This is a genomic window from Corynebacterium sp. UMB6689, assembly GCF_030215295.1.
In the GTDB taxonomy this organism is placed as follows: domain Bacteria; phylum Actinomycetota; class Actinomycetes; order Mycobacteriales; family Mycobacteriaceae; genus Corynebacterium; species Corynebacterium aurimucosum.
In genome coordinates this window covers 129,585-146,052 of the sequence record NZ_JASOLS010000003.1, presented here as the reverse complement: position 1 = coordinate 146,052, position 16,468 = coordinate 129,585, and the positions used below count along the sequence as shown (strand labels likewise).

Below are 16,468 nucleotides of genomic sequence, written 5' to 3'. Positions count from 1 at the left end.
AAGGGCATAGTTTATGACTAATCCTTTTGAATCGAAGCCGGAGGATAACGACTCCAACCGGGGCTTTGGCAGCAACCCGGCTCATAACTCCGGCGACTCCTCCGGAAACAACGGCGAACTTCCCAAATACGAGCCTACTTCTCACCCAGAAGATCAGGCTGGCTTCGGCCAGTCCAGCAGCTACGGCAATTATGGCGGCGGCGACTACGGCTCCCAATCCTATGGTGGGTACGAGGCTGGCCAGCCGGGCTACGCTGGTGCGGGCTATGGAAGCGACTCCAGCTACGAAGGCCCAGGCCCAGGCGCCGGCCCGGCCTACACCGGTCCGGTCAGCGCTATCGAAGCGATCAAATGGGGATTCAAAGCCGCGCTCAGTAACGCACTTTTGTGGGTGCTGGGCGCCGTCGTCGTGTTCGCTATTCAGTTTGTCCCACAAATTGGAATCAGCGTTGGTGCGCAGAGCGCCGATGGGGCGGAGACCTCCATTATGTTGGACCTCTTCTCCTTCGCGGTGTCCATCCTGTCCTTTGTCATTGCTCTGGTTGTTTATCGTTTGGCCTACCGTGAAATCGACAAGCCGAGCCCCACGTGGGGCACCCTGTTCCAGGGTGTTCGATGGGTACCGCCGCTCGTGGTGAACATCGTCTTGGGCATTCTTGGTGCGATTGTCTTGGTGATCGTCATCGTCGGCCTGTTTATGGTGGGCCTCGGTGGTGTGGCAGGTGTGGACCTCCAGAACCCAGAGCAGCTCAGTGAAAATGATATTTTTGCACTCGTTGGCTCTATCTTCGGCGGAGTCATCATCGTCATGCTGATTGCGCTGTTCATTCAGCCCTTCTTCACTCTCATGCCGTGGTTGGCAGCCGATAGCTCCTCCGTTGGTGAGGCTTTCTCCCAGGGTCTGAAGCTGGGCAAGGAAAACTACGGTCACATCTTGCTGTTCATTGTCCTGTCCGGTCTGATGGCTTTCGCCTCCCTCATCACCCTGGGCTTGGCACTGATCATCATCGCGCCGGCACTGCAGCTGGCAACCGCACACCTGTGCCGCCAGTGCCAGGGTCGCTATGCTCCTGCAGCCTAAGGCTTAAGCTGTCGAATCGATACGCAACGCCGCCCCTGACTTCATGAGGTGAGTTAGGGGCGGCGTTGTCGTCTTCTTTAGCTCTGATGCTGGAGCTGGGGAACAGTTAGGAGGCCGTGAAAAGTGTCCGGGAACGCTCCGCGGCGTCGCGGAAGGCAGCGGTGACCAAGGTCCCGAAAGCGCTGAACTCATCGGCACGGGCAGCGGAAGAGCGGAAGACAAGCCCCACGTGCCGCTCCGCCGTGACAGAAGGGGCAAAGTGTGCGACGGAGAGCCGCGGATTCTGGCATTCCGTTGCCAGGGCGGACTCGGGGACGAGAGTGGCGCCGAGGTTTCCCATGACCAGCTGCAAGATAGTAGTCAGCGACGAGGCTCGAGTGACGGCATTGGTGGCTTCGGAGGGATTGACCTTCGCGCGGCGGCACAGGTCGAGGACTTGGTCGCGGAGACAGTGGCCGTCGTCAAGCAGGAGCAGATCAAGGTGCCCTAGATCCTCGAGCGTGAGATCCTTTCGACCCGCAAGTGGGTGCTCTGCCGGGGTGACTGCGGTGAAGGCCTCGCTGTAGAGAGGAATCTCCACCATTCCGGGGGCTTCGGTGGGCAGGGCAACAATGGCCAGGTCCAGGTTGCCCTCGCGCAGCTTGTCTAGCAGGTGCTGGGTCTGTTCCTCGACGAAGCGGGGTTCTAAATCGGGATAGGTCTCGCTGATGGACTGCAGTATCCCCGGCAAAATATAGGGCGCGATGGTGGGGATGATGCCGATAGTGAGGGGGCCGGTAAGCGTGCCGCTAGCGCCGCGCGCTTGGCTGAGGAAAGCGTCGGAAGCTTCGAGTGCTGCCTTGGCATAAGGCAGTAGCGCTTCACCTGTCGACGTCACGATGACCTTGCGGGTCGAGCGTTCGATCAGCTGTACTCCCAAACCTTGCTCGAGTGCGACGAGGGCCTGGGAGAGCGAAGGTTGGGAGATATCGAGTTTGGCGGCTGCGGTTCCAAAGTGCTTGTTTTCCGCAATCGTGACGAAGGTACGCAACTGGGCAAGGGTTGGGCGATACTCCTTATTGTTCATGCCTATAACTCTAACATCTCTAATTCGTGGAGCCTATTGACGCGCAAAGCCTTCCGTGGCATACTTAACAAGCGAGCGACTGCGTACTAGCCAAAAGGCAAAGTGGTGTGCGGTCGTAGAGATTTACATCACATTTGTGCATTGTTGTGACTATTAAAGGAGATGAGTCTTCTATGCCTATCTTGACCGTTGGTGAGAAGTTCCCGGAGTTCGAGCTGACCGCGCTGAAGGGAGGCGACCTCCACGACGTCAACGCTAACCAGCCGGAGGACTACTTCGAGCAGGTATCTCTGGACAAGTACCAGGGAATGTGGAAGGTCGTGTTCTTCTACCCGAAGGACTTCACCTTCGTCTGCCCGACTGAAATTGCGGCTTTCGGCAAGCTGAACGAGGAATTCCTGGACCGCGATACCCAGGTTCTTGGCGGCTCCACCGATAACGAGTTCGCGCACTTCAACTGGCGTGCAACCCACCCGGAGCTGAAGGAAGTTCCGTTCCCGATGTTCTCTGATATTCGCCACGACCTGATCCGTGCCCTCGGTGTGGAAAACGCCGACGGTGTTGCTGACCGCGCTACCTTCATCATCGACCCGGACGGTGTTATCCAGTTCGTGTCCGTGACTCCGGATGCTGTCGGCCGCAACGTAGATGAGGTTCTGCGCGTGCTGGACGCCCTGCAGTCTGAAGAGGTCTGTGCCTGCAACTGGGAGGCTAATGACCCGACCAAGAACATCGACAAGCTCGAGGTTGTTAAGTCCGCTCTATAAACCAGCACTAAGCACAACCGCCCAACCTTAAAGGAGTTAGATCAGTGTCCATCGAAAATCTGAAGTCCGCGCTTCCGGCATATGCCAAGGATCAGAAGCTCAACATTGGTTCCCTTACGCGTAGCACCGAGCTGAATGAGGAGCAGCTGTGGGGCAGCTTGGTTGCTGCCGCTGCTGCGACCCGCAATGACCTGGTGCTGTCGGAGATTCTTGAGGAAGCTCGCGAGCACCTCAGCGAGGAGGCAATTGACGCAGCTCTCGGCTCCGCCACGGTGATGGCTATGAACAACGTGGCCTACCGCGCAAAGAGCTGGTTGGGTGATGATTTTGCCCAGGTCAAGTTTGGTCTGCGCATGAATATCATTGCTAAGCCTGGCGTAGACAAGGCTACGTTCGAGCTGTGGAGCACCGTCGTCTCCGCCATCAACGGCTGCGAGCACTGCCTGTCCGCACACGCTAATACTCTCCTCGAGGAAGGCGTGACCAAGGAGCAGATTTGGGAAGGCATCAAGGTCGCTGGTGTGGTTGAGGCCGTTGCACAAGCGCTCCAGGCCGAAGCCGTACGCTCCGCTGAGTAAATGACTCAGTGCGCTTTCCCAAGCGCAGTTAAGCAGTCCCACTCACCGCTCGCACTGCGGTGAGTGGGACTTTGTGCATTGTCGGCTTGGGCCCGGACCTGGGGCAGAGGAAAGTGTCCTAGCATGGGCTAGCCGATGACCCCGCCGAAGGCTACGCCGATGCCATAGGTGATGGCTAAGCCGAGCGCACCACCGATAACCAGGCGGAAGACGGAGCGCGCGGCATCCGTGTCAGCGAGGCGTGCCGAAACGTAGCCCGTGATTGCCAGGGCGATCAGGGTAACAATGGCGACTGTTGCTGCAGCCATGCTCATGGGTGCGAGGAAGATTGATAACAGGGGGAGTGCGGCGCCGGCAAGGAAGGATACGGCCGACCAAAACGCGGCGTGCCAAGGATTTGTCAGGTCTTCGCCATCAATGCCCATCTCCAGTCGAAGGTGTGCCTCGAGAAGTCTATCTTCGGCAGCGATCTCGCGGGCGGCAGTATCCGCGGTTTCGGTATGCATGCCGTAGCTGGCGAGCATAGAAACGAGCTCGGCATGCTCTTGCTCGGGGAGATCTGCCAGCTCGCGGGTCTCCTTGTCTATCATCATGCGCTCGGAGTCGCGTTGTGCCGAAACAGAGACATATTCTCCGAGTGCCATGGAGGCAGCGCCCGACACCGTTGCGGCTAGGCCGGCGGTGAGGATGGCGCTTGCCGACGCCCCAGAACCAACGACGCCAAGTAGAAGTGCCGCGACGGAGACGATGCCGTCGTTAGCCCCAAGTACACCTGCGCGAAGAGAGTTCAGACGAGCGTTGTGTGAGGCTCCGTGGGGTTCGCTGATATGTTGTGGCATTGCCAGCTCCTTGGATACCAGAATATGCGTGGCTCTCTAGTGCTTTCGCAGTTGTCTAGAGAACTTCTTATGTTCCAGTATCGCCGCTGGTCAGGGCCTTGTAAAGCGTGTGTAGGCTTAGCTGAATGCAGAGAGTGAAGGCTTAGATTATAGTGCCGGTCCATTCACCGCATGCCGCACCGTCCACGGAAAGAGCCATGGTAAACACTTCTTCCGAGAGGTTGAAATGAGCGGTGGGGAGGGTAACAGTCAACTCTTCCGGGGTGTACTCGTAGGGGTAATCAACCCGACGGTGGGCGTCCCTGGTGTCCTCGCCGAAGGAAGAGATTTCCATCGACGTGAGCTGCTCTTGTTCGAAGTGAGCGGTGAGCTCCAGATCGAGGGTGTGCAGGGTGAACACGACGTCACGGTGGTGGGGCATTCCTCCAAGGAGCCAATGCACGGTGACGGCGTCTTCGTGCGTCTCAAAATGAACGCCTGCGAGGCGGATGCCGGTGGGCGGGGTGTTCTGTTCGTTCATAGCGGTCCCCACTGTACTCCCCGGATACCTACTTAAAGTCGAGAGAAAAGTACTCAGCCCTAGTCAGGTGCAGAACCTTTTCAAAGAGCCAGCAAAAGAGCAGCGCAAGGGCGAGGGGAAGGATGACATAAACGAAGGTAATAATCATCACGTTGCTGGCGCTCCAACCCCAGCCTTCGTAATTGAGGGCTGCCAGTGGGCCCATGAGGCCGGAGATGCCAAAGCCAGCAGAGATAGGGGTGCCGGAGATTCCTAAAGCGCCACCGACGCCGCCCAGCACGGCAGCGGAGCATATCACGGGCAGGAAGGTGACTGGCTTGGATAGCATGTTGGCCATTTGCACCTTCGGGGAACCCAAAACATGCAGGATAGAGGTGGCGAAGCCGTTGACGCGCCAGCCGGCAACGAGGAGTGTGAACCCAGCGGCGACGGCGCCCAGGTTCGCGGTACCGGAGGCGATGCCGTCAATGAAGATGGCAGTGGCAATGCCGACTGTGGAGACTGGAGAGACAATCATGATGGCGAAAAGGACGGCGAGGACAACACCCATGAGAACCGGCTGCAAAGTAGTTGCCCCATTGACCAAGTTGCCCAGCCAAAGAGTGAAGACCTTGACGATGGGGAAGGTGACAGCCCAACCGATGGTGCCCGCCACCAGCGTCACGATGGTGGATAGCAACAAAATAGAGTAATTTTTCAGCCTGTCGCCGATAAAGAGCAATAATCCCACTGCTATGGCTGCGGTAAGGCCTGAGTTGATAACAAGACCGGTGCCTTTGAGGAAGAAACCGCCTTCGGGATTAACAGTGGCCACGCCTGAGCCGCAGAAGGAAGCAATGCCGACCGCAGCAGTCTGGATGGGGGTCATCTTGAATTCGATGCCCACGAGGACACCAATCATTACCGGCAAGAGGCTTGCGGCTAAGCCCGTCAGTGCAATGACGGTGGCTGCGCCGGACCACAAGGGGAGTAGCGCCTTGGCTAATTCACCGAGCAGTGCTTGTGGGACGAGCGACACAACGACGGCGATGGAGATGCCGTTGAGGACCTTCATGGTGAAGGAGCCGGGGGTGAGGCGCTCGGCCGCAGGCGCTGCGCTGGCGTGAGGGATAGGGGAAAGCTTGCGTTCGTCTATCTGCTGTGGCGTACTCATTCCCCAATCATACGCATAATATGCGGTGTGTAGAAAATATTAATTCAGAAAGGGGGGTATTAATAGTCCCTGCTTATGCGCCCTAGTACTCCACGCGCAGCTCGGATAGCCGTACCTCCCCGGCTTCATCGGAGGCATCGAGATCTACGGTGCCAACGAGCTGATAGGAATTATCACCCTCTGGGTCCTTAAGGATCTGACGCACGGTCCACGACCGCGAGCCGCCAACGCCACGAGCGCCCGAACCTGCGTCGCCCTTGTCCAGGAGGAAGTATTCCTGGCCCCTAGCCGCTGGCCCAGTGTCAATGTCATCGTAGTCATCGAAGTAGTCATCGAGGGCACGGCTAAAGTCAGGAATCTCCTCCAAGTAGTCCAACAGGTCTGCCAAGCGCTCTTCCTTCTCCAACGCAAAGAGTTGGGCAAGGCGGAAGAAGTAGTTGCGCACCATGATGCTGAAAGCCCGCTGATTCGCGGTCAAGGCGGTGGGATCCTCGACTCCGAAGGCCAACTCGCGGTCCAAATCTTCCTGGGAAATGGGGGAGTCCTCGCCAGCCATCTCAGCCCACTCGTCGACAAGCGAAGAATCGACTTGGCGGATAAGCTCCCCGAGCCAGACGATAATGTCCTCGAGTTCCTCTGTGAGGAACTCCGCAGGGATAGACTGCTTGAGCGTGCGCCAGGCATCGGTCAGGTAGCGCAAAATGACGCCTTCCGAGCGGGCCAGACCGTAGGTGGCGACGAGATCGGAAAAAGTCATGGCGCTCTCCAGCATGTCGCGCACTACAGACTTAGGCCGCAGCTCGAACTCCTTCGCCCATGGGTTGGTCTGGCAGAAGGTCTCATAGGACTGTTCGAGGAGCTCTTCCAGAGGCTTTGGCCACGTGATGTCTTCCACGATGGCCATGCGCTCGGTATAGTCCACGCCCTCGGCCTTGAGCGCCGCGATTTCCTCACCGCGCCGCTGCTTCTGTTGGGCAATGAGTACCTGGCGAGGATCATCCAGCACCGATTCAAAGACAGAGATGACGTCGAGTGCATAAGTATCCGATTCTGGATCTAATAAGGTGAGCGCTGCCAGCGCGAAGGGTCCTAAAGGCTGGTTGAGGGCGAAATCGCGCGGCATCTCTCGCACGACGTGGTAGGGACGGCCGTAGATATCGAGCCCCTTCGTAGACTTTTGCACTACGCCCGAATTGAGAAGTCCCCGGAACAGACTCAATGCCGTCAGGATGTCTTCGTTCTGGCGGGCACGCGTGTTGTGGCTGGTGCGCAGCAGGTGCTTGAGATGCTCGTAGCCGTTGCCGTGCCGGGCGAGCACGTTGAGCAACATGGAATTGGACACTCGGAATTGGGACGTTAGTTGCTCCGGTTCGGCGTCGATAAGCCGTGCGTAAGTCTGTTCCGACCACGACACTTCACCGTCGCGCGCAGACTTCTTTTTCAGCTTCTTGAGCCTTGCTGGGTCATCGCCCACACGGCGCCGCGCCTTGGCGTTCTCAATCTCATACTCCGGCGCCTGCACGACGACGGTGCCTTCCGTGTCATAACCGGCGCGGCCAGCGCGGCCGGCAATCTGGTGAAACTCGCGAGACTTCAGAATGCGCTGGCGGGTTCCATCATATTTGGCAAGGCCGGTCATCAGGACTGTGCGAATGGGGACGTTGATGCCCACGCCCAAAGTATCGGTGCCGCAAATAATCTTGAGAAGGCCCTTCTGGGCCAGGCGCTCAACCAAGCGCCGATATTTCGGCAACATACCAGCGTGGTGCACACCGATTCCCTTACGCAGAAGCTTAGAGAGGTCTTTGCCAAACGTCGTGGTGAAGCGGAAGCCCGCGAGCTCAGCTGCAATGGCCTCCTTCTCCTCCGGGGTGATGATCTTCGACAGGGAAGTCAACGCCTGCGCGCGCTCTGAGGCCTCGCGCTGGGAGAAGTGGACGACATAGACAGGGGCCTTGCCATCGGCGAGCAATTCTTCGATGGTTTCGTGGACCGCGGAAAAGACATAAGAGAAGTCGAGGGGCACTGGGCGAGTTGTTCCCGCTACCAGAGTCGTCGTACGGCCGGTACGCTCCGTCAAATCCTTCTCCAGCCAGGCGGTATCGCCCAAGGTGGCGGACATGAGCAAGAATTGGGCCTTCGGTAGCTCCAACAGCGGAACCTGCCAGGCCCAGCCGCGATCAGGCTCGGAGTAGTAATGGAACTCATCCATGATTACCTGATCAATGGCGGCTTCCGCGCCATCACGCAGCGCAATATTGGCCACAATCTCAGCCGTCGCGGCGATGATGGGAGCGGAGCCGTTGACCGTGGCATCACCGGTCATCATGCCGACGTTCTCGGGGCCGAAAATCTCGCAGAGCGCGAAGAATTTTTCGCTCACCAAGGCCTTGATGGGTGCGGTGTAGAAGCTGCGCTGGCCGCGCGCCAAAGCAATGAAGTGGGCGGCGTTGGCCACCATGGATTTGCCGGAACCAGTGGGAGTTGCCAGGATGACGTTATCCCCGGCAAGAATGCCGAGGGAGGCTTCTTCCTGCGCTGGGTAAAGCGAAATACCACGGCCAGAAGTCCAGGACAAAAATGTGTCCCAGATGGCCTCATCAACCATCGACTCGGGGACTTCGGCGAGATCGGGCAACATCTGAGAAAGGTTCACCCGTCCCACCTTAGGCGAAAAGCACCGCGGACTAGGCCTCCACCCCGGATCCCCAGATGGCTGTCCTCGGTGCCTGTGCTCGTGCGGTAGATCTAACCGCGATTAGACGTCATCGTCCATATCCGAGCCGGGTCCTTGCTCCCGCCCATAGTTGTCTTCGCGGTCATCGATATCATCGGAGAGGATATCCGGATTGTCGTCGAGGCCCGCCAGGAAAGCTTCAAAGTCTGCTCCGATCTCCTCACCAGTAGGCATGTGCTCTTCGCCAGGCATGATGGCCTGCGGGTGGCGGGAGCGGTAGCGCTCCATGTAGGCGTCGTACTGCTCCTCCAGCTGGTGGACCACGCCTGCAATTTCCTCAGAGTTGGTAACCTGCTCCTCCAACTGCTGGTTAACGCGAGTCACGTCTGCCTCCAAGCTGCCCAGTGGGATGTTGAGGCCAGCTGCGGTTGCCACCGAATCCAAAAGACGCAGCGTGGCCGACGGGTACGGGGAGGCGGCCAAGTAGTGCGGAACATGGGCGGTGTACCCGGCAACGCGGCGGCCCTTCTTGTCCAAGGCTCGCTCGATATACAGGGCGGCGGCGCCGGGGACCATCATGGTGGATTCCATGCGCACCATTGAGTTAAGGAGCTCCGGCGAATTGCCATGCGCTGTTACCACAGTGGGGCGGGTGTGCGGCACCGGCATGGGGGCCGAGTAGAGCATGATGGTGTTCTTGATATCGAATTTCTCCACCAAGTTCACTACCGCATCAGTAAAGGCCTCCCACCGCAAGTCCGGTTCAGGGCCCGAAAGAAGCAAGAATGGAGTGCCAGAGTTATCCCGCAGCACCTTGATACCCAAGTCAGTGTTCTCAATCTCCACCGTGCGGTCATGATCGATGGTGACGGCGGGGCGGCGCGAGCGGTAATCAATGAGCTCGTCATTGTTAAACGAGGCCAGCTGGCGGTTTTCCAAAGCGGCCTTGAGGTGATCGGCACTGGCTTCGACGGCTTGTCCGGCGTCGGCATAACCATTCATAGCAACGATCATCGTGGGGCCGTTGTCTGGAGTCGAATCATCCTTGATCACTGGAGCGGGATACTCCAGCTCATACATGCGGCGCTGTTCTTCCTGCATGGTAGTGACTCCTCCTTCTCATCGTGCGCTTCTTAACGAGCGTACGGACTTCATCAGCGTTCTGTGTCATGCAACGCTTAAGGCTTGCTGCCTATTCCCAGCTGAAATGGTGCTCCAAGGAGAACACAAACCCGGGAGGCTGCGTATGTGGGACTGCCTGCGGGAACTGGTGTTGATCGTACAAGCATGCCATATAGTCATTACTTCTTCCAGGCTTGCCTTTGCCAAGGTGTGGATAACCCAGTGGATTTCCATGGATTGAGTGGCAGTCCGGACTTGTTATCCACAGATATGCCGTGCGCGCCGGGGTATCCCTAGCGGTGGCTACCGTTGGTGGTTCAGGCTACAGGGTATGAACACTTTTTCAACGCACACAGACCGTACACCACCAATAACAACTCCAGGTCATCTTCTCGCTAACATCCCCGGCCTCTTAGGCTTCTATCCCACCGAATCAGTGGTGTTCATGGCCATCGACACCACTCCACGCGGCCCAGCCATGGGGCCGCTCGCTCGCGTCGACATCACGGATGCCCAAGGAGCGATCACAGACATCGCACCGCTACTAGCGGAGCATGCCCGCGAAGGTGTCTTTGCCTTCCTCATCTCGAAGCAGCCTCTCACCGAACTGCGGGAAGTGTCCCACTGGCTTTATGGCCTGGACCGCGCTGAGGATGGGGTGGAGATCGACGCCGCGTGGTATGCCCAGGAAATCACCCAGAATGCGCCTTATATATTGCTGCATGGAACCGTCAACGCGGACGGTAGCGGGCCGATGAAGAAGTGGGTTGAGGGGACTATACCGGCGCTAACCGACGCCCCCTCGATGCGCTCTTGCGTCGACCACAATGTGGTACCTGAGCTAAACCGGGAGGATTTCTTTTCCGTCTTTGCGCCGGGGAATAGCTACCTCGACGCTGAAGAAGCTAAAGTCTTAGCGCAGCAAGCCCGCGATTCGGCAACGCGATATCGCGAGCAGGTGGCCGTTGCGCACGGAAAGAAGCGCAAAGACCTGCTGGATCACTTTCTTGAGGATGCCCAGTGGGCGCTTGACCAAGTGGCATCGGTGGAAGAAGCAGAACAGGACAGCAAGCTACTGGAAACCTGCGCAGTGTGGCTCGCGACGACGTGGACGCGCGACCTCGTAGTAGATATCTGCGCGCAGGCAGGCGAATCCGGGGCGGACCTTCTCCTCGCAGCGGCCCGCACATTCAGCGGGGAGCTGCGGGCGAATGCGCTGACCCTTTTCGCATTAGCGCAGTTGGAGCAGGAGTGGGATATCCTTGCCGGACCAGCATTGCAGCTCGTCACGGAGGAGTTTCCCAGCCACCGCCTCGGGGCGCTGCTGTGCCAAGCGTACCGCCATGGCCTGCATGAAAAGGTACGTGATTCGATTCATACAGGGGCGCTCAAGGCTTATGACACCGCCCTAGGGGAGGAGCCTAAAGAAAAGACGCTTAGCGCCGAGCGGAGTGAGCCCGCTCGCCGAGCTGCCGGGTGAAATTCCAAGCATCCGTGACGATGGTCTTCAAGTCGGTGCGGCCCGGGTTCCATCCGAGCTCGGATTTAATCTTGTCTGAGGACGCCACGAGCGTCGCGGGGTCACCAGCGCGGCGCGGCGCAAGCTCTGCTGGGATGGGGTGTCCAGTGACTTCGCGGCAGGCCTCAATAACCTGCTTGACCGAGTAGCCGTCCCCGGAGCCCAGGTTGTAGATGCGGTGGGTGCCAACGGCATTGTTCTCCAGCGCTAAGACATGGGCTTCGGCCAAGTCACGAATGTGGATGTAATCGCGCACTGCGGTGCCATCGGTGGTGTCGTAGTCATCGCCGAAGATGAAAATCTTTTCGCGATGTCCCAGCGCTACCTGCAGGACAAGGGGAATGAGGTGGGTTTCCACCTCGCGGTTCTCTCCGATATCGCCGTAGGCGCCGGCGACGTTGAAGTAGCGCAGGGAAGTCGCCCCCAAGCCATAGGCCTGGGCATAAGAGGTAATCATGTAGTCGATGGCAAGCTTCGATGCGCCATAAGGGTTCGTCGGCTGGGTGGGCATCGTCTCCGTGATCGGCACTTGCGCCGGCTCACCGTAGGTGGCAGCGGTTGAGGAAAAGACGAGGTTGGTGACCTCGAATTCACGCATAGCGTTGAGCAGCTTTAGAGTTGTGACCACGTTGTGCTGCCAATAGTCAGCCGGGGCCTCCACAGATTCGCCCACGAGGGAGCGGGCCGCGAAGTGCAAGACTCCTTCGAAACCGCCCTCAGATAACACCTCACGAGCGACATCGGCCACGTCGCCTTCGACAAGGCGCGCCTTCTCCGGGATGGCCTCGCGGTTGCCGGTAGAGAAATTGTCGATGATGGTGACATCGTGGCCTTTTTCAACGAGGACGGCCGCGCATACGCTGCCGACATAGCCGGCGCCGCCGGTAACTAACAGCTTCATCGGTTTAGTCCTCCTTGACGCGGATAGCGTGAGCAAGGTCGTCGACAAGCTCGACAGTGTGCCCTGATTTCGTTGTCAGCCTAATCGTCCCGCTCTCATTGACTACGGTGACGTGCGAGCCAACCTGGATTCCGCAGGCATACAGGTCGTGGAAGGTGGAATTATCAGCTTGCAAGACCTCATTGATTTGCACGATAGTGGCCTCGGTTTCTTGCCCCGTGGGAAGGTCGATGGCGCGCGTGCCCAAGTCGAGCTCTACCGGAGACATGCCCAGCTGTGCCAAACCGGGGATTGGGTTGCCGAATGGTGAGCGGGAGGAATCCTCCAGCACCGCGACGACTCGCTTTTCTACTTCTTCGCTCATGACGTGTTCCCACCGGCAGGCCTCGTCGTGGACCTTGTGGATATCAAGGCCAAGGACATCCGTGAGCAACCGCTCAGCCAAGCGGTGTTTGCGCATGACGTTGGTAGCTAATTCGCGGCCCTGCTGAGTGAGATCAAGGCTGCGGTCGGTGCGCACGTGAAGAAGTCCATCGCGCTCCATCCGGGCCACGGTCTGGGAGACGGTCGGTCCGGACTGCTCTAAACGCTCTGCAATTCGAGCACGCAGTGGGGTAATACCTTCCTCTTCGAGCTCGTAGATGGTTCGCAGATACATTTCCGTGGTGTCAACTAGGTCCCTCACGTGGGCTTACCTTTCTGCGTTGTCGGCGGTCCGTAGCCACATAGGTTTAGGCGCGGTAATAAAAGTGTATTAAGAGAATATCTTAAACAATAGCGCATTTTTCGAAAGCTGAGAGCGCGCAGCACTGTGCGTTCGACAGGGAGGAGAGGGGCGGGAATTAAAAATCGTGAGGACCACCGCGAGGAAAGAAAAAGCCACCGAGCAACGTCCTCTGCGGCCCAGCAGCACAAGTCAACTGGGCAGCAAAGGCATTCCTCAATGGCTAAGGCTGGGAAGTCAGCTAAGGCTTAGAGCGCGTACTCGCGGAGGCGGTCCGCACGGTTGCCCTCGCGCAACTTGGCCATCACCTCACGCTCGATTTGGCGAACGCGTTCACGAGAGAGGCCGAACTTGCGGCCAATCTGGTCGAGGGTGCGCGGGACACCATCGTCCAAGCCATAGCGCAGGCGGATGACATCCTGTTCGCGTTCCTCGAGGGAACCAATCACGGAGCGGATATCGGAGTGGCGCATGGAGGCCACCACAGCGGTCTCGGCATCCGTTGCCTCGGCATCCTCAATGAAGTCACCCAACGGGGCTTCCTCATCGGTACCGACCGGCATGTCCAAGGAAACAGGATCGCGGGACTGGCGCAGCAGCATCTCGATCTTGGACTCTTCGATTCCGGATTCCTCCGCGAGCTCCTCATTCGTGGCCTCGCGGCCCAAGGACTGGTACATCTCGCGTTTAATGCGGGAAAGCTTATTTACCTGCTCAACTAGGTGCACGGGGAGGCGGATAGTGCGGGACTGGTCAGCCATGCCGCGGGTAATGGCCTGGCGGATCCACCACGTTGCATACGTGGAGAACTTGAAGCCCTTGGCATAATCAAACTTCTCCATCGCACGAATCAGGCCCAAGTTACCTTCCTGGATGAGGTCCAGCAGCGGCATGCCGCGGCCGGTATAACGCTTAGCCAGGGAGACTACGAGACGCAGATTGGCCTCCAAGAGGTGGGAGCGAGCCTTCTTGCCTTCGCGGGCCAAAATCTTCAGGTCGCGCTTCTCAGCGCGGGTCAACTTTTCGGCATTAGCGAGCTTGTATTCGGCGTACAGGCCTACCTCGATGGCCTGTGCGAGCTCAACCTCGTCCTCAGCACTCAGCAGCGCCGTTTTGCCGATTCCGTTGAGATAAACGCGGACCAAGTCCGCAGAGGGATTGTCATTTGTTTGGTTACGGCGTGAGCCGCGGTCAACTTCCTGTCCGTCCTCGTCCTGGACGCTAGCAGCGGATGATGTGGCCATCTCATGCCTCCTAAGTTGCGGCTTGGTTCATCTCCTACAACGAGCTTTCGGCGCAGTTAGTTCCCGTGGCCCGAAAAATGTTCTAACACCCCGCGGGAAGAGTGAGGTTTTAGGCCATTTTGGGGGAGGTGCACCGCACCTAGACCTCCACGAGCACGGTGAACGGCCCTTCGTTGACCGAGGAGACGCGCATCATCGCTCCGAACTGGCCTTCCTCCACGGTGATTCCGCGTTCGCGCAGGCGCGCAACTACACCCTGGATCACCGGCTCCGCGGCCTCGCCTGGGGCTGCATCTGACCACGAAGGTCGGCGGCCTTTCGCGGTTCGTCCGTAGAGGGTGAACTGGCTTACCACCAGAACTGGCGCACCACTATCGACCACGCTGGTCTCACCCTCGAGGATGCGCAGCTCAGCGATCTTGCGCGCCATCGTGTCCATCCTCTCCTCTAAAGTCGGGCCGTCGCTAGCGGTGGCGTCACCACCTGCCTCGACGTCCTCCCGCGACACACCAATGAGTGCTAGGACTCCGCCGGTGTCGGGGCAGGTAATGGACCCAACGACGTCGTTGTCAACGGTGACAGAGGCTTCAGAAACACGGGTTAAAACAGCACGCATGGCAGGGAAGTACACAACCTTTCTGTAGAGGAGTTCTTTCTCGGATGAGAAGTACGCGGGGATTGAAGGAGTAAAGAGGCTCTTAGTGGGGGCGCGAGGCTACTCAGTGTGGCTAAAAGCTAGCAGCTCGGTCGGGATGAGAAGCCCGTGGCGGATAAGATCCACGATGGCCGGAAGTGCTGCGCTGACCAACTCGGCTTCTTCAAAACCCTGCGCGGCGGCGTAGAGCTCGATGGTTTCACCGATGCTCAAACCATTCGGGTTAAACCCGGCGACAATGGCCGCGAGATGCTCATCGACATCGTGCTGCCAGCGGGGGCCATCGGTACGGCTGAGCCGCAGTGCCGCGCGCTCAAAGCCCATGCCCAGGTCCCCATCGGGCAGTGCAACGTCCTCACGGGCCACCCCGGGGCGCAGCTGTACATGCTTAGTTTCTAATTCACCCGGCACCAGGTTGCGCAGCCATTCGACGCGCGCGAAGTATTCTTCCACTTCCGGGCCGAGCGGATCGATAACTGGCTGCGCCATGGTCTCCGCCAAGATATCCGAGGGCTCGTCCTCACCGATGCGCTGGATGGCCACGAAACCAAACCCGATTCCGGTGACCTCGTTTTCACGGAAGTGCTCCAGCCACCGGCGAGACCGCTCTTGGCCTTCAGGGCTGCGAACATCCACGGATTCATCGCTCAACCAGGTTGAGACATATAACGCTGGGTCCGCCACATCGCGCTGAATGATCCATGCGGCGACGCCGGTATCCGGTAGCCACGAGGCGACGCGCTGTTGCCACGATTCTTCGCCTTGATGCACCCAGGCTGCGAGTACGTGCGCTGTGCCCCCAGGGTTGAGATGCTCGACTGCCTGGGAGACCACCAGCTCGCTTGCTCCATCCAGGTTGAGGCCGGAGTCTCGATAGACATGCCCCACTTCGGGTAAGCCAACCACGAATGGAGGATTAGCCACGATGCGGTCGAAGCGCTCATTCTCAACGGGTTCGTACCAGGAGCCGTGGCGTAGCTCAACGCGGTCTTCCGCCTCCGCCGCGAGGACGGTGGCGCGGGCGAGTTCAAGGGCTCGCTCATGGACGTCGGTAGCCACAATGCGTTGCGCAGAATCCAGCTGCCCAAGGACCTGGACGCCTGAACCCGTGCCTAAATCTAGTACTGATTCCACTGGTGTCGTTGGCGTTGAATGCAACAAGGACAGGCTGGCCGAGCCCACTCCCAACACATGCTCGGGGCCGGGGACGTGATGCACCAGAGATGCATCAACATCGGAGAACACGACACGATTCTTGCCCACGATGATGTGCGGTCGAATGTCATAAGCCACGTAGGCGGTGCCGTGTTCGTCGCTGAGCACGACACCGCAATCAATGAGTTGGGCGGCTAGGCGTGCTCCGAGGACGTCGGAAAGCAGCGTGGCTGGTACGTGTTCATGCAGCAAGAAGATACGGATGAGATGGTCCAGGCGGGAATCGCCGCTTGCTCCTAGCGCAACTGCGGCGGGCTCGCCGCGATGCAGGGCTTCGGTGTACTCGGGTCCCAAATGGCCTGCGATGCCATCCGCACTAAACCCTGCCTCCGCAAACACTCGGGAAAGTTCTGCCGCAACGTCCGCGATGGGGTGTTCCGGGTTCATCGCTGGGCCAAAAGGAGAAG

15 protein-coding genes are annotated in these 16,468 nt (G+C 58.8%); 4 read left to right on the top strand and 11 right to left on the bottom strand.

What is annotated here, in order from left to right; translation table 11 throughout:
* Nucleotides 1-13 precede the first annotated feature (13 nt).
* The gene (locus tag QP363_RS02680) at nt 14-1,081 is read left to right on the top strand and encodes a hypothetical protein (protein WP_284762285.1); all 1,068 of its coding nucleotides are present in this window, start codon (nt 14-16) and stop codon (nt 1,079-1,081) included.
* A gap of 106 nt (nt 1,082-1,187) precedes the next feature.
* Here QP363_RS02680 and QP363_RS02675 read toward each other — a convergent pair whose 3' ends face one another.
* A complete protein-coding gene (locus QP363_RS02675) occupies nt 1,188-2,147 on the bottom strand; it encodes a hydrogen peroxide-inducible genes activator (protein WP_284762283.1) in 960 nt (319 codons plus the stop codon).
* 173 nt (nt 2,148-2,320) lie between these two features.
* Here QP363_RS02675 and QP363_RS02670 point away from each other — a divergent pair, with 173 nt between their 5' ends.
* Both QP363_RS02670 and QP363_RS02665 read left to right on the top strand, forming a co-directional pair.
* Entirely contained in the window at nt 2,321-2,914 is a 594-nt protein-coding gene (locus QP363_RS02670; protein WP_010190254.1) for a peroxiredoxin, read from the top strand.
* A 44-nt stretch (nt 2,915-2,958) separates the two neighbouring features.
* Nucleotides 2,959-3,492 carry a carboxymuconolactone decarboxylase family protein gene (locus QP363_RS02665; RefSeq protein ID WP_070446750.1) on the top strand — a complete coding sequence of 178 codons (534 nt, stop codon included), beginning with the start codon at nt 2,959-2,961 and terminating at the stop codon, nt 3,490-3,492.
* Between the two features lie 128 nt (nt 3,493-3,620).
* On the opposite strand, the gene QP363_RS02660 is transcribed toward QP363_RS02665, so the two are convergent.
* The 5 genes from QP363_RS02660 to QP363_RS02640 all read right to left on the bottom strand — a co-directional run bounded on the left by QP363_RS02660 (nt 3,621) and on the right by QP363_RS02640 (nt 9,782).
* Nucleotides 3,621-4,331: a VIT family protein gene (locus QP363_RS02660; protein WP_010190250.1), complete on the bottom strand. Its 711-nt coding sequence runs from the start codon at nt 4,329-4,331 to the stop codon at nt 3,621-3,623.
* 142 nt (nt 4,332-4,473) lie between these two features.
* On the bottom strand, nt 4,474-4,851 hold the full coding sequence (locus tag QP363_RS02655) for a hypothetical protein (protein WP_070527229.1): 378 nt from the start codon (nt 4,849-4,851) through the stop codon (nt 4,474-4,476).
* Between the two features lie 28 nt (nt 4,852-4,879).
* Complete coding sequence (locus QP363_RS02650; protein WP_070527232.1) at nt 4,880-6,004, bottom strand: PTS sugar transporter subunit IIC; 1,125 nt, start codon at nt 6,002-6,004, stop codon at nt 4,880-4,882.
* Between the two features lie 82 nt (nt 6,005-6,086).
* Nucleotides 6,087-8,660 carry an RNA helicase gene (locus QP363_RS02645; protein ID WP_070644937.1) on the bottom strand — a complete coding sequence of 858 codons (2,574 nt, stop codon included), beginning with the start codon at nt 8,658-8,660 and terminating at the stop codon, nt 6,087-6,089.
* Between the two features lie 102 nt (nt 8,661-8,762).
* Nucleotides 8,763-9,782: a PAC2 family protein gene (locus tag QP363_RS02640; protein WP_070731253.1), complete on the bottom strand. Its 1,020-nt coding sequence runs from the start codon at nt 9,780-9,782 to the stop codon at nt 8,763-8,765.
* Between the two features lie 352 nt (nt 9,783-10,134).
* Between QP363_RS02640 and QP363_RS02635 the strand changes: the two genes are divergently transcribed.
* On the top strand, nt 10,135-11,283 hold the full coding sequence (locus QP363_RS02635; protein ID WP_284762281.1) for a DUF4192 domain-containing protein: 1,149 nt from the start codon (nt 10,135-10,137) through the stop codon (nt 11,281-11,283).
* Here QP363_RS02635 and galE read toward each other — a convergent pair.
* The 5 genes from galE to QP363_RS02610 form a co-directional block, all read right to left on the bottom strand.
* Entirely contained in the window at nt 11,240-12,223 is a 984-nt protein-coding gene (gene galE, locus QP363_RS02630; RefSeq protein ID WP_284762280.1) for a UDP-glucose 4-epimerase GalE, read from the bottom strand. The two genes, QP363_RS02635 and galE, sit on opposite strands and share 44 nt — an antisense overlap.
* A 4-nt stretch (nt 12,224-12,227) precedes the next feature.
* On the bottom strand, nt 12,228-12,908 hold the full coding sequence (locus tag QP363_RS02625; protein ID WP_070446758.1) for a metal-dependent transcriptional regulator: 681 nt from the start codon (nt 12,906-12,908) through the stop codon (nt 12,228-12,230).
* Nucleotides 12,909-13,195: 287 nt separating this feature from the next.
* Nucleotides 13,196-14,191 (bottom strand): sigma-70 family RNA polymerase sigma factor, encoded by a 996-nt coding sequence (locus tag QP363_RS02620; protein WP_046648202.1) that lies wholly within the window; start codon nt 14,189-14,191, stop codon nt 13,196-13,198.
* A gap of 139 nt (nt 14,192-14,330) precedes the next feature.
* Entirely contained in the window at nt 14,331-14,807 is a 477-nt protein-coding gene (dtd, locus tag QP363_RS02615) for a D-aminoacyl-tRNA deacylase (protein ID WP_070719169.1), read from the bottom strand.
* 99 nt (nt 14,808-14,906) lie between these two features.
* On the bottom strand, nt 14,907-16,448 hold the full coding sequence (locus QP363_RS02610; RefSeq protein WP_201829549.1) for a methyltransferase: 1,542 nt from the start codon (nt 16,446-16,448) through the stop codon (nt 14,907-14,909).
* Nucleotides 16,449-16,468 lie beyond the last annotated feature (20 nt).

Bases quoted from the DNA above. Each gene is read 5' to 3' on its own strand.
- galE (WP_284762280.1), bottom strand. From the start codon at position 12,223: ATGAAGCTGTTAGTTACCGGCGGCGCCGGCTATGTCGGCAGCGTATGC.
- QP363_RS02680 (WP_284762285.1), top strand. From the start codon at position 14: ATGACTAATCCTTTTGAATCGAAGCCGGAGGATAACGACTCCAACCGG.
- QP363_RS02660 (WP_010190250.1), bottom strand. From the start codon at position 4,331: ATGCCACAACATATCAGCGAACCCCACGGAGCCTCACACAACGCTCGT.
- QP363_RS02610 (WP_201829549.1), bottom strand. From the start codon at position 16,448: ATGAACCCGGAACACCCCATCGCGGACGTTGCGGCAGAACTTTCCCGA.
- QP363_RS02670 (WP_010190254.1), top strand. From the start codon at position 2,321: ATGCCTATCTTGACCGTTGGTGAGAAGTTCCCGGAGTTCGAGCTGACC.
- QP363_RS02650 (WP_070527232.1), bottom strand. From the start codon at position 6,004: ATGAGTACGCCACAGCAGATAGACGAACGCAAGCTTTCCCCTATCCCT.
- QP363_RS02640 (WP_070731253.1), bottom strand. From the start codon at position 9,782: ATGCAGGAAGAACAGCGCCGCATGTATGAGCTGGAGTATCCCGCTCCA.
- QP363_RS02620 (WP_046648202.1), bottom strand. From the start codon at position 14,191: ATGGCCACATCATCCGCTGCTAGCGTCCAGGACGAGGACGGACAGGAA.
- QP363_RS02655 (WP_070527229.1), bottom strand. From the start codon at position 4,851: ATGAACGAACAGAACACCCCGCCCACCGGCATCCGCCTCGCAGGCGTT.
- QP363_RS02635 (WP_284762281.1), top strand. From the start codon at position 10,135: ATGAACACTTTTTCAACGCACACAGACCGTACACCACCAATAACAACT.
- QP363_RS02675 (WP_284762283.1), bottom strand. From the start codon at position 2,147: ATGAACAATAAGGAGTATCGCCCAACCCTTGCCCAGTTGCGTACCTTC.
- dtd (WP_070719169.1), bottom strand. From the start codon at position 14,807: ATGCGTGCTGTTTTAACCCGTGTTTCTGAAGCCTCTGTCACCGTTGAC.